The 14,534-nt window shown below is 72.4% G+C and carries 13 protein-coding genes; 6 read left to right on the top strand and 7 right to left on the bottom strand.

Going from position 1 to position 14,534, the window contains the following annotated elements:
* Positions 1-70 precede the first annotated feature (70 nt).
* From QFZ58_RS27485 to QFZ58_RS27465, 5 genes are all read right to left on the bottom strand, one after another.
* A complete protein-coding gene (locus QFZ58_RS27485; protein ID WP_307127583.1) occupies positions 71-1,069 on the bottom strand; it encodes a TerC family protein in 999 nt (332 codons plus the stop codon).
* Positions 1,070-1,352: 283 nt separating this feature from the next.
* Complete coding sequence (locus QFZ58_RS27480) at positions 1,353-3,299, bottom strand: TerD family protein (protein ID WP_307127582.1); 1,947 nt, start codon at positions 3,297-3,299, stop codon at positions 1,353-1,355.
* A 131-nt stretch (positions 3,300-3,430) separates the two neighbouring features.
* Positions 3,431-4,009: a TerD family protein gene (locus tag QFZ58_RS27475; RefSeq protein ID WP_307127581.1), complete on the bottom strand. Its 579-nt coding sequence runs from the start codon at positions 4,007-4,009 to the stop codon at positions 3,431-3,433.
* 131 nt (positions 4,010-4,140) lie between these two features.
* Positions 4,141-6,264, bottom strand: coding sequence for an excinuclease ABC subunit UvrB (uvrB, locus tag QFZ58_RS27470; RefSeq protein ID WP_307127580.1), 2,124 nt, complete (start codon positions 6,262-6,264; stop codon positions 4,141-4,143).
* Positions 6,265-6,303: 39 nt separating this feature from the next.
* Positions 6,304-7,173 carry an MHYT domain-containing protein gene (locus QFZ58_RS27465; protein WP_307127579.1) on the bottom strand — a complete coding sequence of 290 codons (870 nt, stop codon included), beginning with the start codon at positions 7,171-7,173 and terminating at the stop codon, positions 6,304-6,306.
* Between the two features lie 213 nt (positions 7,174-7,386).
* Here QFZ58_RS27465 and QFZ58_RS27460 point away from each other — a divergent pair, with 213 nt between their 5' ends.
* The 5 genes from QFZ58_RS27460 to QFZ58_RS27440 all read left to right on the top strand — a co-directional run bounded on the left by QFZ58_RS27460 (position 7,387) and on the right by QFZ58_RS27440 (position 12,327).
* Complete coding sequence (locus QFZ58_RS27460; RefSeq protein ID WP_307127578.1) at positions 7,387-8,259, top strand: glycerophosphodiester phosphodiesterase family protein; 873 nt, start codon at positions 7,387-7,389, stop codon at positions 8,257-8,259.
* Between the two features lie 81 nt (positions 8,260-8,340).
* Positions 8,341-8,886 (top strand): methylated-DNA--[protein]-cysteine S-methyltransferase, encoded by a 546-nt coding sequence (locus tag QFZ58_RS27455; protein WP_307127577.1) that lies wholly within the window; start codon positions 8,341-8,343, stop codon positions 8,884-8,886.
* A gap of 251 nt (positions 8,887-9,137) precedes the next feature.
* Positions 9,138-10,433, top strand: a complete 1,296-nt coding sequence (locus QFZ58_RS27450; RefSeq protein ID WP_307127576.1) for an MFS transporter — start codon at positions 9,138-9,140, stop codon at positions 10,431-10,433.
* A 44-nt stretch (positions 10,434-10,477) separates the two neighbouring features.
* Complete coding sequence (locus QFZ58_RS27445; RefSeq protein WP_307127575.1) at positions 10,478-11,428, top strand: pseudouridine-5'-phosphate glycosidase; 951 nt, start codon at positions 10,478-10,480, stop codon at positions 11,426-11,428.
* On the top strand, positions 11,425-12,327 hold the full coding sequence (locus QFZ58_RS27440) for a carbohydrate kinase family protein (RefSeq protein ID WP_307127574.1): 903 nt from the start codon (positions 11,425-11,427) through the stop codon (positions 12,325-12,327). Before QFZ58_RS27445 ends, QFZ58_RS27440 begins: the two co-directional genes overlap by 4 nt.
* Positions 12,328-12,634: 307 nt before the next feature.
* Here the strand turns inward: QFZ58_RS27440 and QFZ58_RS27435 are convergent, their stop codons facing one another.
* Positions 12,635-13,276: a uridine kinase gene (locus tag QFZ58_RS27435; protein ID WP_307127573.1), complete on the bottom strand. Its 642-nt coding sequence runs from the start codon at positions 13,274-13,276 to the stop codon at positions 12,635-12,637.
* Between the two features lie 34 nt (positions 13,277-13,310).
* Here QFZ58_RS27435 and QFZ58_RS27430 point away from each other — a divergent pair, with 34 nt between their 5' ends.
* Positions 13,311-13,676, top strand: coding sequence for a nuclear transport factor 2 family protein (locus QFZ58_RS27430; protein ID WP_307127572.1), 366 nt, complete (start codon positions 13,311-13,313; stop codon positions 13,674-13,676).
* Between the two features lie 121 nt (positions 13,677-13,797).
* On the opposite strand, the gene QFZ58_RS27425 is transcribed toward QFZ58_RS27430, so the two are convergent.
* The gene (locus QFZ58_RS27425; RefSeq protein ID WP_307127571.1) at positions 13,798-14,481 is read right to left on the bottom strand and encodes a helix-turn-helix domain-containing protein; all 684 of its coding nucleotides are present in this window, start codon (positions 14,479-14,481) and stop codon (positions 13,798-13,800) included.
* Positions 14,482-14,534: the final 53 nt, after the last annotated feature.

Below are 14,534 nucleotides of genomic sequence, written 5' to 3'. Positions count from 1 at the left end.
CCGGCATGCGAAGGACCGGCGGCCGGTGCCTCATGGCACCGGCCGCCGGTCCGTCCGGCTGTCACTCCGGCTACTTCTCGACGCCGGCCTTCTCGCTCTCCTCGTCCGCCGCTTCCGCTTCGGCCGCGGCCTGCTTCTTGTTGGCGATCAGGCTGGTGATCGTGGTGACCACCAGGACGCCGCAGATGAACGCGAGCGAGAACGGGATGGAGATCTCGGGGACGTGCACCCCGGACTCGTGCAGTGCGTGCAGCACCAGCTTGACGCCGATGAAGCCGAGGATCACCGAGAGCCCGTAGCTGAGGTGGACCAGCTTCTTCAGCAGACCGCCGATGAGGAAGTACAGCTGCCGCAGACCCATCAGGGCGAATGCGTTGGCGGTGAAGACGATGTACGGATCCTGGGTCAGCCCGAAGATCGCGGGGATCGAGTCCAGCGCGAACAGCACGTCGGTGGTGCCGATGGCCAGCATGACGACCATCAGCGGGGTCATGACGCGCTTGCCGTTGTTCCTGATGAAGAGCTTCGTACCGTGGTACCGGTCGGCGACACCGAAGCGGTGCTCGATCGACTTGAGGAGGCGGTTCTCCTCGAACTCCTCTTCCTCGTCATCGGCCCGCGCCTCCTGGATCAGCTTCCAGGCGGTGTAGATGAGGAACGCGCCGAAGATGTAGAAGATCCACGAGAAGTTGGCGATGACCGCCGCACCGGCGGCGATGAAGATCGCCCGCAGCACCAGGGCGATCAGTACACCGATGAGCAACACCCGCTGCTGCAGGTGTGAGGGCACCGAGAACTTCGCCATGATCAGGACGAAGACGAAGAGGTTGTCCACACTGAGCGACTTCTCGGTGATGAAGCCGGCGAAGAACTCGCCCGAGGCCTGGCTCTCGCCGAAGATCAGCAGGCCTAGCCCGAAGAGGGCGGCCAGCACGATCCAGACGACGGTCCAGATGCCGGCTTCCTTGGTCGACACGTCATGGGGCTTACGCCCGATGAAGAAGTCGACGGCGATCAGGGCTGCAAGACCGACAATGGTCAGCACCCAGAGAGTCCATGAAACGTCCACTGCGCCTCCGGCAGTTCGCTACGGCTATAGATCAGCGTCGTCGCTGCCGGAGGTCTCTTCCACCCGGGTGCGCGGGCTGCGCGCCGGGCCGGCGCCCCGGGACCGGTCACAGTCCGTACTGACGGGAACGCCGCGATCGGGAGTACTCCCCTCCGCCCAAAGAACAGTACAGGAAGTACCAAGGAAAGGTAAAGCCAAGGACAAGGAGGGCTCAAAACACCTGGTCAGAACTGTTCTACGCGGCCGGTGCGAGGCCCGGGACGTCCCCCGGACGCAGTACCGCTCAGCGGCCGCCGCCACGCCGTGCCGCAGCCACGAGCGCGAGGACCTGTTCCAGGACGCGGCTGCCCTGCGGCACCCGTAGCGGCTCGTACGTCCACGCGTGGCCCACCCAGGGGTCGGCGAGGTGGTCGGCGGCGACGGGCGTGATCCGCAGCAGGGACCGCCACAACGGGTCCAGCACGGGGCCGTAGGCCCGGGCGTCCTCGCGGTCGGCCACCATCAGCAGGTGCACACCCACCGCCGGCCCCTCGTCGGCGAGATAGCGCAGTTGGGTGACGGCCCGGTCGTCGAAGCCGTGCGGGAAGTCGTTGACGATCAGCAACTGCTCGCCCGTGTCCAGATCCGGCGGCAGCGAGTCCGCGGCGCCCGCCCTGAGCGCCATCTGTACGAGATCGACGCGCCGGGTCAGGTGGGCGAGGACCGAGGCCACTCCCCCTGCCCCGGCCGCAGGCGGTCCGGCGAGGACGCCGGCCGCGACGAGGGGCCGGAGGGACGCGGCGGCGGACCCGGCCGGGTCGATGACGTGCACCGCGAAATCGCCGGCCGGGTAGACGGCCAGCAGCCGCGCGGCCACGGCGACCGCCGTCTCCGTGGCCGCGCGGCGCAGCTGGTCCCCGTCCGTCGCCACGGCCGCCTCACCGGCCGTACGGCCGCAGTCGATCCAGAGCCCGCGCTCCAGCGGCAGCCGTACCAGGAGCGGGATCCGCAGGTCGGTGCGCTCGGGAAGGTGGAGGTCGCCGAGGCGCAGCGCCATCGGGATCTCCATCGGCACGCGGTAGGCGTGCCAGACGGGGTTGTCCCATCCTGCGTACGCGGCCGGCAGGGCGGGCTCCACCACGGCGGATTCGGCGGCCAGCTGGGCGAGGTCGCGGTCGAGGGCCTCGCGCGCCCGGGTGGCCAGTTCGTCGCGTCTGGCCCGTGCCTCCTCGCGGGCGCGGTCGCCCGCGCCTCCGATGCGGCTTCGCGGGTCCGAGAGCGTCCGGTCGAGTTCCTGGTCCATCCGGGACTCGGCGAAGTCGACCGCGCTGCGGTAGGCGGCGACGGCGCGGGACAGGTCCTCGAACATGCCCCAGACCTGGTTGTACAGGCGCTCGTCCATGGACCAGCCGGTGGCGTCACCCGCGACGGGCTGCACCGGCTGCCCCGGGGCGGCCGGCGGGTTGGCCGGGGGCGGCGGGGGCGGGGCGGACGTCTGCCGGCGGGGGTGCGCGTAGTTGACGGGGCCCGGCGTGAGGTCCGCCGGCGCGGGAACCGGCTCCGGGAGCGGCCCGGAGGGTGGGGCCGGGGTCGTGGGAGCGGGCGGCTGCCCGCCACCCCCGGACGGAGCGGGGCCGGCGGGATGGCGCACACGCTCCTCGTCCGACGTCCGGGCCGGTGGGGGTGTGACGGAGCGGGCGAGCCCGGAGGCGACGGCCTCCTGGATCGCACCGGCCAGTTCCGCGGCCCGCGCGACGCCTTGGTCGGCGAGCATCTGGGCGAGTCCGGCGGCGTACCCCTGGCCGACGGCACGGACCTTCCAGGCGCCCTGGCGGCGGTAGAGCTCCAGGGCCGTCACGGCGGACTCGGTGTCCAGGCCCGTGAGGGTGAACGTCGCGATCTCGGTACCGTCGAGTCCGGTCACGGCGACGAACGGTGCGGCGACCGCGCCGAAGGTGGCGGGGCGTCCCGGCCCCGTGGGAAGGGCCAGGAGGACCGTCACCCGGTGCACCGTTTCGGACAGGGCGTCGAGGTCCACGGCCAGCCGGTGGTCGGCCGCGGCCTGCCGGGACACCTCCAGGCCGGGCAGCCGGTGCGCCCCCGGGTGGACGATCCACTCGGCGCCGCGGACCGTGCCCTGCTCGTCCGCGAGCGTGGCTCCGGCCACGACGGGCGAGCCCGCCGACACCCTGATCTCCAGTCGGGTCTGGGGCAAGGTGTGGTTCTGCCCCCGGACCAGCTCGGCCGTCATCGCCCTGTCCCCTCGACGTTCGGTGTGGTGCCCTGCCATGGGCGCAGCTCCCGGCGGCGGGCGCCTCCGGGAGCTGCTCGTGACGGACGTGCGGACCGGTCCCGTCCGTGCGGACCCGGTCCTGCCGGTGTCTACAGGTGCGGCAGGATCGACGGCATCAGGTCCTGGAAGGTCCGGCCGTTGGCCGGGTTTCCGAGGGCGGTCATCTGCCAGCCGTTGCCGGCGCGGTGCACCTTCGCCATGATCTGCGCCGTGTACTGGCCGCCGCCGTCGAGCGTGTAACGGGCGAGCTCCTGGCCGTTGGTCTCGTCGACGATGCGGCAGAAGGCGTTCTGCACCTCCTGGAACGTCTGGCCGGTGAACGAGTTCACCGTGAAGACGATCTGGTCGATGTGGACCGGGACCCGCTGCAGGTCGACCAGGATCGCCTCGTCGTCGCCGCCCGAGCCGGCGCCGCCCACGAGGTTGTCGCCGGTGTGCTTGACGGAGCCGTCGTCACTGACGAGGTGGCGGAAGAACACGACGTCCACAGGCTGCTTGTCGGCGAAGAGCACCGCCGAGGCGTCCAGGTCGATCTCCCTCGTACGCGAGCCGAACAGCCCGCGGCGCGGGGCCGCCTGCCAGCCGAGCCCCATCCGTACCGCGGTCAGGGTCCCCCCGTCGCTCTTCTGCAAGCTGATGGCCTGACCCTTGGTCATGTTGACCGTCACGCGCTGTCCCCTCTCCCCTTGGCCCCGCAACCATCCTGTGCGGTTTCCCCGCACCCTACGCAGTCCGCCGAGGCCGTACGCACTGGTGGGCCGTTATTGTGTCGGTCCTGCAACACTGCGGACCCCACGGGTCAGGCCAGCCCCGCCTCCCGCATCTGTCGCAGCTCCTTCTTCAGCTCGCCCACCTCGTCGCGCAGCCGGGCCGCCACCTCGAACTGCAGGTCGGCGGCGGCCGCCCGCATCCGGTCCGTCATCTCCTCGATGATCCCGGCGAGCTCCGTGGCGGGCCGGTCGGTGACGACCGCGCCGTCCGCCCTGGACTTCCCGCCGGGCACCGTGGCCTTCCCGCCGAGCGCGGGCACCGGCGCCTTGGCGCCCTTCGACTGGCGGTAGCCGGTTCCGAGCAGTTGCTCGGTGTCCACCTCCTCGCGGGCGATGGACGCCACGATGTCGTTGATCTTCTTACGCAGGGGCTGGGGGTCCACCCCGCGCTCGGTGTTGTAGGCGATCTGCTTCTCGCGGCGGCGGTTGGTCTCGTCGATGGCCTGCGCCATGGCCGGGGTGATCTTGTCGGCGTACATGTGGACCTGGCCCGAGACGTTACGGGCGGCGCGTCCGATGGTCTGGATCAGCGAGGTGCCCGAGCGCAGGAAACCCTGCTTGTCCGCGTCGAGGATGGCGACCAGCGACACCTCGGGCAGGTCCAGGCCCTCGCGCAGGAGGTTGATGCCGACCAGGACGTCGTACTCACCGGAGCGCAGTTCGCGCAGCAGCTCGATGCGGCGCAGGGTGTCGACGTCGCTGTGGAGGTAGCGGACCTGGATGCCGAGCTCGAGGAAGTAGTCCGTGAGGTCCTCGGACATCTTCTTGGTGAGTGTGGTCACCAGGACGCGCTCGTCCTTCTCGGTCCGCTTGCGGATCTCGTGGACCAGGTCGTCGATCTGGCCCTCGGTGGGCTTGACGACGACCTCGGGGTCGACGAGCCCGGTGGGCCGGATGATCTGCTCGACGTAACCGTCGCCGCGGGACAGCTCGTACTTCCCGGGTGTGGCGGAGAGGTAGACGGTCTGCCCGATCCGGCCCAGGAACTCCTCCCACTTCAGCGGGCGGTTGTCCAGGGCGGAGGGCAGCCGGAAGCCGTGGTCGACGAGGGTCCGCTTACGGGAGGCGTCGCCCTCGTACATCGCGCCGATCTGCGGCACCGTGACGTGCGACTCGTCCAGGACGAGGAGGAAGTCCTCGGGGAAGTAGTCGAGGAGGGTGTGGGGGGCCGTGCCGGGGTCGCGGTCGTCGAAGTGCATCGAGTAGTTCTCGACACCGGAGCAGGTCCCGATCTGGCGGAGCATCTCGATGTCGTACGTCGTGCGCATGCGCAGTCGCTGGGCCTCCAGCATCTTGCCTTGCTTCTCCAGCTCGGCGAGGCGCTGCTCCAGCTCCCGCTCGATGCGGCCGACCGCCCTCTCCATGCGCTCGGGTCCCGCGACGTAGTGGCTGGCGGGGAAGACGTGGAGCGAGGAGTCCTCGCTGATGATCTCGCCGGTGAGCGGGTGGAGCGTGGAGAGGGCCTCGATCTCGTCACCGAACATCTCGATGCGGACGGCGAGCTCCTCGTAGACCGGGAAGATCTCGACGGTGTCGCCGCGGACCCGGAAGGTGCCCCGGGTGAACGCCAGGTCGTTGCGGGTGTACTGCATCTCGACGAAGCGGCGCAGCAGCTGGTCGCGGTCGATCTCGTCGCCCACCTTGAGCTGGACCATCCGGTCCACGTACTCCTGCGGGGTGCCGAGGCCGTAGATGCAGGAGACGGAGGCCACCACGATGACGTCCCGCCGGGTGAGCAGCGAGTTCGTGGCGGAGTGCCGCAGCCGCTCGACCTCCTCGTTGATCGAGGAGTCCTTCTCGATGTAGGTGTCCGACTGCGGGACGTACGCCTCGGGCTGGTAGTAGTCGTAGTACGAGACGAAGTACTCGACGGCGTTGTTCGGCAGGAGCTCGCGGAACTCGTTGGCCAGCTGGGCGGCGAGCGTCTTGTTCGGCGCCATCACCAGCGTGGGGCGCTGCAGCTTCTCGATCATCCAGGCCGTCGTCGCCGACTTGCCCGTGCCGGTCGCGCCGAGCAGCACGACGTCCTTCTCGCCGGCGCGGACGCGCCGCTCCAGCTCGGCGATGGCCGCGGGCTGGTCACCGCTGGGCTGGTAGGGACTGACGACCTCGAAAGGCGCCACCGAACGTTCGATCTTCGAAACGGGCCGCATGCAACCACCGTACGACCCGCCACTGACAACGGCGCCGGATCAGTGGTTCCGTGGTTGCCGGTCCTCCCGGCGGGCGGTGGTCGCGTAGGACGTGCGCCGCCGCTGGACGGGGATGGCGAGGGCCTGTCCGCCGGACGGCAGACCGCGCCCGGACGGACGGCCGGGGCCGTCGGGGCCGCCCGTCACGACCAGGGGGTCGAACATCACGATCACCCCGGCGAGCAGCAGGAAGCAGCCTGGGCCGATCATCATCGGGATGAGCAGCGAGGTGGGGGTGTCACCGGCCGTTCCCGTCGCCGCGCCGGGGTGCAGATGCACCTGGAGGGCGGCCATTCCCGTGTAGTGCATACCGCTCACCGCGACACCCATGACCACGCTGGCACCCAGGCTGGGCAGGAAGCCGTGGATGGAGACCGCCGCCCACAGTGCGGCGGTGGACGCCACCACGGCGATGACGACGGAGAGCGAGACGGTCGGCGTGTCGTAGGCGAACTGCCCGTCGAACCGCATCCCGGCCATGCCCAGGTAGTGCATCGACGCGACGCCGAGGCCGGTGATCGTCCCGCCGGTGACCAGTGCCATGGGGGTGGCGCCCCGGTAACCGACGAGGAAGATGCCGATGCCGACCATGAGGATCGCCACGGCGAGACTGGCGAAGGTGAGCGGCCTGTCGTAGGTCACCGACGCCTCCTCGACGGTGAAGCCCAGCATCGCGACGAAGTGCATCGTCCAGATGCCGGAACCGATGGAGGTCGCGCCCAGGGCCAGCCAGCCCGCTCTGCGGGAGCGGCCCGCCCGCAGGGACCGTGTGGTGCAGCGCAGCCCCAGAGCCGCTCCGAGGCATGCCATGACAAAGGCCACGACCGGAGTCGTGAGGCCGTAGCCGAATCCGTCAACTGTGCCCTGCATGCTGGTACGCCCTTCGCGGAAGCCCGGGTTCGGGGTGACCCTAAAGGGCAAAGCCCGGCAAGCAAATATAAGAGCGGCATCTTAGCCGTCCGCATACTCCCGGGTAATCGGGTACCCGACATTCCGTTCACATCTTGGTCACCACCACCCTGCCGCCCGTCGGACACCGGCTGCGCCCCTTCTGCGTGCCGGATCCCGACGCAAGGAGTACACGTGTCCGTACGCACAGCAACCGTCTCCGCCGCCGTCGCCGCCCTGCTCGGCGGCTGCGTCCTGCTGCCCGCCCCCCGGACGCATGCCTCGGACGACCGCTCCGCCCCGGTGGTCCTCGCCCACCGCGGCGCCTCGGCCTACGCCCCGGAGAACACCCTGGCGGCCGTCGACGCGGCCGGCGACCTGGGCATCGCCTGGGTGGAGAACGACGTGCAGCTCACCAGGGACGGTGTGCTGGTCGTGGTGCACGACACCGGCCTGGAGCGCACAACGGACGCGGAGGAGGTCTACCCCGACCGCGCCCCCTGGGCGGTCAAGGACTTCACCGCGGCCGAGATCGCGCGACTCGACGCGGGCAGCTGGTTCGGCGCCCGGTACGCGGGCGCCCGGGTGCCGACGCTGACCCAGTACCTGCGCCGCGTCGAACGCAACCGCCAGAAGTTGCTCCTGGAGATCAAGAGCCCCGAGATCCATCCGGGGATCGAGAAGGAGATCCTGCGGATCCTGCGCAAGGAGGGCTGGCTGGACCGCGAGCACGTCACACACCGGCTGGTCGTCCAGAGCTTCGGTGCAGAGAGTGTGAAAACCGTCCACGCGCAGCGTCCCGACGTCGTCACGGGCTTCCTCGGCACCCCGGCGGTGGCCGATCTGCCCTCGTACGCGGCGTTCACCGACCAGATCAATCCGTCGTACGAGACGATCGGCGCCGATTACGTCGCCTCGGTCCAGAAGCTGAAGGGCGCCCACGGGAAGCCGCTCCGGGTGAACACCTGGACGGTCGACGACGCGGCCGAGGCGGTGGAGGTGGCGGGCTTCGGTGTCGACGGCATCATCACCGACAAGCCCGACGTCGTCCGGGACGCCACCCGCTGACGGCGCGTGGCGGCCCACGGGCCCCGGCGGATCGCCCCGCGGCCGGGCCTGACTGTCGGTGCCCGGCCGTACGGTGGCCGCATGGACGACGAGGAGCAGGGCGTGGAGTGGTCCGTCGTGGAGAGCGGCATCGGGCCGCTCCTGCTCGCCGCGACCGCCAGGGGCCTGGTGAGCGTGGTCTTCCACGCGCGTCCCGCCGTCCGGGAGCAGGCGCTCGGCCGGCTGCGGACGCGGCTGGGCACGGAGCCTGTTCGCGCGCCCGGCTCCGGCCGGCTCGCCGAGCCGGTGCGCCAGCTCACGGCCTACTTCGCGGGCGGGCTGCGGGAGTTCTCGCTGGCCCTGGACTGGTCGCTGTCCTCCGGCTTCAACCGCGAGGTGCTCCGGGAGCTGGCGGCCGGCGTGCCGTACGGGACGGTCGTCGGTTACGGGGACCTGGCAGACCGGGTGGGGCAGCCGGGGGCCGCCCAGGCCGTGGGAGCCGCCATGGGCTCCAACCCCCTCCCCGTCGTGGTGCCGTGCCACCGGGTGGTGGAGAGCGGCGGAGGGCTGGGCGGGTTCGGCGGGGGACTGGAGACCAAACGGCAGCTGCTGGCGCTCGAGGGGATACTTCCCCAGCCCTTGTTCTAGGGCCGGCCGAGAGCGCCGCCGCAGTACGCTCCGAGAACGTGGACCACAGCGCCGCAGTACTCCCGGAGGGCTGGCCCGGCGGCGTCCGGTCCGTGCGATCACCGGGCCGGGGGTCGTCGGGCGCTCACCGGGCCGGGGGTCGTCGGTGTCATCCCCAGGCCGGAGATCGTCTTCTGCCCGGGGGACGCCCGCCGCGCGCGCGCCGGCCGAACTCGGTGTCGCACGGACGTACGGCCTGAAACACTGCGGCGGTGACGACCGCCCTCCCCGCCACCCCTGTCACGGCCGCCGACCTGCCCGCGCTGCAGCGCAGGACCTCCGCCGTCCTCATCCTCAGCCAGATACTCGGCGGGCTCGGCGTGCCCGTCGGGATCGCCCTGGCCCCGGTCCTGGCGACGGAGGTGAGCGGCTCCGAGGCCCTGTCCGGGCTCGCGCCGACCGCGTCGGTCGCGGGGACGGCACTGTTGTCGCTGCCGCTCGCCGCGCTGATGGCCTCGCGGGGCCGGCGCCCCGGGCTCGTCCTCGCCTATCTCGTCGGGGCTGCCGGCGCACTGCTGGTGGTGACCGCCACCATGGTGGGCAGCTTCCCGCTGCTGCTCCTCGGCATGGCGGGTTTCGGCGCCGGCTCATCGGCCAACCTCCAGGCCAGGTTCGCCGCGGCCGACCTGGCCGCGCCGGACCGCCGGGGCCGGGCGATCTCGACCGTCATCTGGGCGACCACGATCGGTTCGGTACTCGGCCCCAACATCGCGGCGCCCGCGGGCCGGGTCTTCCGGGACACGTCGGTGCCCGAGACGGCCGGCCCGTTCGCCTGGGCGGCGGCGATCTTCCTGCTCACCGGCCTCCTGGTCGCCGTGCTGCTGCGTCCCGACCCGCTGCTCACCGCCCGGGCCCTGGCCCCGCAGGAGACCGGCCCGGAGCACCGCTCGCTGCGGGCCGGCATCGCGGCGGTGCGGGCCTCGCCGATGGCCAGGCTGGCGCTGGTGACCGTCGCCGTGTCCCACACCACCATGGTCTCGATCATGGTCATGACTCCCGTGCACCTGGGGCACCACGGCGCGGGCCTCCAGCTCGTCGGCCTGGTCATCAGCGGTCACATCGCCGGCATGTACGCCTTCTCCCCCGTGATGGGCCGGCTCACCGACCGGGTCGGGCGGCCGGCCGTCATCGGCCTCGCCGCCGGCCTGCTGTGCTGCGCCGCGCTGCTGGCCGGCACGTCCGGCGGCGGGCACGGCCGGACCGCCGCGGGCCTGTTCGTCCTCGGCCTCGGCTGGTCGGCCGGTCTGGTCGCCGGTTCGGCCCTGCTCACCGACTCCGTCCCACAGGCCGCCCGCGCCGCCGTCCAGGGTCTCTCCGACCTGACGATGAACACGGCGGCGGGCGTCGGAGGCGCGGTCGCCGGAGTGGTCGTTTCCCGGTTCGGTTACGGCTGGCTGAACGCGGCCGCCGCCTGCCTGCTGCTCCCGATGGCGTCCCTCGCCCTGCGGCGGGCGGCCGACCGGCCGGCCGCGGTGGCCGGGAAGGGTCTGCCCGGCCGGCGCGATTAGTCCCTCCGGGTTTGCGGCCACCGTGCCCGCGACAGGGATGGGGCATGCCCACCAACCCCTCGGCACCTGCCCCTCGGGACACCGGCCGCCACTCCCCCGTCCTCGCCGCCGAGGTCCGGGACGCCCTGGACCGGCACCGGCCCGTCGTCGCCCTGGAGTCGACGATCATCTCGCACGGCCTGCCCCGCCCCCGCAACCTGGCGGTCGCGCGGGAGCTCGAAGAGCTCGTACGCGCGGCGGGAGCCGTGCCCGCCACGATCGCCGTACTGGACGGCCGGGCGCACGTGGGCCTGACGGCCGCGCAGTTGGAGCGGGTCGCCGAGGACCCGGCGATGCGGAAGCTGGGTCACCGCGACCTCGCACCGGCGCTGGCGCTGGGCGCGAGCGGGGCGACGACCGTCTCCGCGACGGCGTTCCTGGCCGCGCGGGCGGGCCTGGAGGTCTTCGCGACGGGCGGCCTCGGCGGCGTACACCGGGAGTGGACGGACACCCAGGACGAATCCGCGGATCTCCGCCTGCTCGCCCGGACCGGCATCACGGTGGTGTGCGCCGGCGTGAAGTCGATCCTGGACGTGCCTGCCACGCTGCAGCGCCTGGAGACCCTCGGCGTCGGCGTGCTCGGTTACGGCACGGCGGAGTTCCCCGGCTTCTACCTGAGCAGCTCGGGCGAACCCGTGGACTGGACGGCCGGTACGCCGCGGGAGGTGGTGGAGGTGATGCGGGCCCGGGCGGCGCTGGGCGGCCCGCCTGCGGCACTGATCGTCGCCAACCCCGTACCGGAGGCGGAGCAGTTGGACCCGGTCGTGCACGACCGGGTGCTCGCCCAGGCCCTGGACGCCTGCCGGGAGCACGGGGTCGTGGGGCAGGCCGTCACGCCGTTCCTCCTGGCGTACCTGACGCGGGAGACCGGCGGGGCGTCACTGGAGGCCAACCTCGCGGCCGTACGCGGCAACGTGCGGCTCGCCGGCCTCATCGCCTCGGCGGCCGCCCGGTGACCGGGGGCGCCCTGCTCGTCGTCGGGGAGGTGGTCACCGATGTCGTCGTACGCCACAGCCGGACGCCGGCCCACGGCACGGACACGCCGGCGAGCATCCGTACGCTGCCGGGCGGAGCGGGCGCCAACGTCGCGTGCTGGGCGGCGCGTTCGGGCTGCCGTGACGTACGGCTGCTCGCACGGGCCGGGGCCGGGTCCGCGGACTGGCACGCGGACGCGCTGCGGCGGGCGGGCGTACGTCCGCTGCTGGCCGTGGACGAGGAGGTGCCGACCGGAACCGTGGTGGCCCTGGTCGACCCCTCGGCCCAGCGCACCTTCCTCACCGATGCCGGGGCCGTCCTGCGGCTGGCCCCCGGCGACTGGTCGACGCCACTGCTCGACGGTGTCGCCCGGCTCCATGTGTCCGGCTACCTCCTCTTCGCGCCGACGAGCCGGGCGACGGCTCTCCTCGCCATCCGGGAAGCCCGTCGGCGCGGTGTCCCGGTGAGCGTGGACCCTGCCTCGGCGGGCTTCCTCTCGGAGCTGGGGGCAGCCTCCTTCCTCGACCTGGTCGAGGGCGTGGACCTGCTCCTGCCCAACGCGGACGAGGCCCGGGAGCTGACCGGGCTGCCGGACCCGGCCGACGCCGCGGCCAAGCTGAGCCGGCACGCCGGCCGGGTCGCCGTGACCCTCGGGGACCTGGGCGTCCTGCTCGCGGCCGGGGGCGCGGTGACCGCACGCGTCCCGGCGGCGGACGTCCGGGACCCGGTGGACTCGACGGGCGCGGGGGACGCCTTCACCGGCGGATTCCTCGCGGCCCTGATCGCGGGGGCGGACGAGGCGGCGGCCGCCACGGAGGGCTGCCGGGCAGGGGCCGAGGCGGTCTCCCTGGTCGGCGGCCGCCCGGGGCCCCGCCCCTGACGGCCGGGGTCTTCCGTCCGGCCGACCCGGACGCCGACGCCGGAAGCCCGGACGCCGGGAGCCCGGTGCAGGCCGGGTCGGAGCGGATGCGCCCGGGTTCTTCGTCATCGATCGGACCGGACCAAGGGGCGGGCCTGGAATCGTGCAACGCGAGGCGGAGGAAGGCGCGGTCGGGCTCTCCCCTGCTGGAGCGAAGCCGGGAGAGCCCGGGGATGGAGCCCCGGCAGCCGAAGGCGACGCGGCGAGGTTGCGGCTCCTGGGCACGGGCCCAGGAGGATGCGGACGCCCCAGGACGCGGACGAGAGGCTCAGGTTCCCGGCCCGGTCCACGCCGGGTGGTTCGGATCGTCGGCGCGTACGGTCACATCCGCGCGGTCGGCCGGCGCCACCTCGTCCTCGTACCGTGCGAAGGCCGGCAGCGTCCACTGCTCGCCCTCCTCCGTACGCCGTCGCAGCGCACCCGGAGAGAGGCCGATATGGACGCTGAGGTCGAAGGGGAACCAGTGCCCGAGGAGCAACGGGCCGTGCAGGATCAGCACCCCGCCCTCCGGCAGCGTCCGGTACGGGCTCCGGGTCGCCCGGTCCGTCACAGGGTCCCAGAGGTCGGGCAGGACCCGGCCGCTGCCGCCCGGCTCCAGCGGGCGGAACACCTCGCGCCACAGGGCTCCGGTGTCGAACCAGCTGTCGGCGTAGGAGTCGGGGTCCTCCCTGCCGTACTCGAAGCGCAGACTCGCCGGGCGCAGGAAGCCGCCGGTGGAGATGGTGAGCACGGCGCGGCCCCGCGCCCGCAGCGCCTCGGCGACGCGGGCGGCCTGGTCCCCGGGCCGGGCGGCCGGAGCGCCGTCGACGCCGACCTTCAGCCAGGGGCCGCCGTCGGCCGGCCGGAGGCCGTCGGCGTGCTCGGCCAGGGATCGGGCCAGCCGTTCCCAGGTGATCGGTTCGAATCGCACCCGTCAATCATGCCCCTGGCGCATCACGGTCGGTATGGATCTTGATGTGGCCCGCCGGTTCGCAGCGCGGTGGCAGGACGACTGGAACTCCCACGATCTGGACCGCATCCTCGCGCATCACCACGACGACGTGAGCTTCAGTTCGCCCATGATCACCCGGCTGACGGGCGATCCGGCAGGCACCGTGCACGGCAAGGCCGCCCTGCGCGCGTACTGGGCGGCCGGGCTGGAGAAGATCCCGGACCTGAGGTTCGAAGTGATCGACGTGCGGGCGGGTGTGGACTCCCTGGTGATCGACCACCGCAACCAGATCGGCGGCCGGTTGAGCGAGGTACTGACCTTCCGCGACGGCCTGGTCGTCACCGGTTTCGGCGCGTACGGCGAGACAGCCGCCGACTGAGGCGCGGGCTCGCCCGTGCAGGCGCCGGGCGGTGCACCGCGTCCGTGTCGTCGTGGAGTCCGCCGCCCGGGACACGACAGCCGAACGACCGTGCGGCGGGCGGGGGTTACCCCCACCGCCGTCAGGGGCCTGCCGGCCGGCCACCGCGCAGTTCGGCGGCGAGCGGGCCTTCGCCCAGCACCTGGGCCCTGCCCTCCCCGACCGCCTGGGCGAGGGTCAGGTCACCGCGGCCCAGCGCCAGGCAGAGCTCCGCGTCCAGTACGACGCAGGCGTCCGGATGCGCCGCTGGGCCGTACCCGTAGGCGTCGCCCGCTGCCGCGTCCACGCCCGTGCGGAAGTGGAACTCCCCTTCGTCCAGCCGCACTTCGACGACTCCGGCGTGCGTGAGGCCGTCCAGCGCGCGCAGCAGGGGCAGGGCGAACCAGTGGGCCCGCACGGCGTCCGTGGGGCGGCGTTCGGTCAGGGCGGGAGCGCCCCACCCGGCGAGCGCGGTGAGGACCGGCAGCAGGCCTCGGCCGTGCTCGGTCAGTTCGTACACGGCGGCGGAGGCCGGTGGCGGCAGCCGGCGGCGCACGGCCAGGCCGCCCTGCTCCATGTCCCTGAGCCGGGAGGCCAGTACGTCCGTGCTGACTCCGGGCAGATCGGCGTGCAGGTCGGTGTAGCGGCGCGGCCCGGCCAGCAGTTCACGCACGATCAGCAGTGTCCACCGGTCACCGACGGAGTCGAGGGCCCGGGCGGCGGCGCAGAACTGGTCGTAACTGCGGCGGCGGGCGGGGCGTGCTGCTGGCTGCTGCTGACGTGGCATACGACGCAGTCTAGACATGTTGTTGGACTTTCCAAGCTCCAGCTTGGTAAAAC

This window comes from Streptomyces sp. B1I3, assembly GCF_030816615.1.
In the GTDB taxonomy this organism is placed as follows: domain Bacteria; phylum Actinomycetota; class Actinomycetes; order Streptomycetales; family Streptomycetaceae; genus Streptomyces.
This window is presented reverse-complemented; position numbering and strand designations above follow the sequence as displayed.

What these genes read in the sequence shown, in the direction of transcription:
- QFZ58_RS27480 (WP_307127582.1), bottom strand. Translation starts at nt 3,299, where the DNA reads ATGACGGCCGAGCTGGTCCGGGGGCAGAACCACACCTTGCCCCAGACC.
- uvrB (WP_307127580.1), bottom strand. Translation starts at nt 6,264, where the DNA reads ATGCGGCCCGTTTCGAAGATCGAACGTTCGGTGGCGCCTTTCGAGGTC.
- QFZ58_RS27465 (WP_307127579.1), bottom strand. Translation starts at nt 7,173, where the DNA reads ATGCAGGGCACAGTTGACGGATTCGGCTACGGCCTCACGACTCCGGTC.
- QFZ58_RS27455 (WP_307127577.1), top strand. Translation starts at nt 8,341, where the DNA reads ATGGACGACGAGGAGCAGGGCGTGGAGTGGTCCGTCGTGGAGAGCGGC.
- QFZ58_RS27445 (WP_307127575.1), top strand. Translation starts at nt 10,478, where the DNA reads ATGCCCACCAACCCCTCGGCACCTGCCCCTCGGGACACCGGCCGCCAC.
- QFZ58_RS27430 (WP_307127572.1), top strand. Translation starts at nt 13,311, where the DNA reads ATGGATCTTGATGTGGCCCGCCGGTTCGCAGCGCGGTGGCAGGACGAC.
- QFZ58_RS27425 (WP_307127571.1), bottom strand. Translation starts at nt 14,481, where the DNA reads ATGCCACGTCAGCAGCAGCCAGCAGCACGCCCCGCCCGCCGCCGCAGT.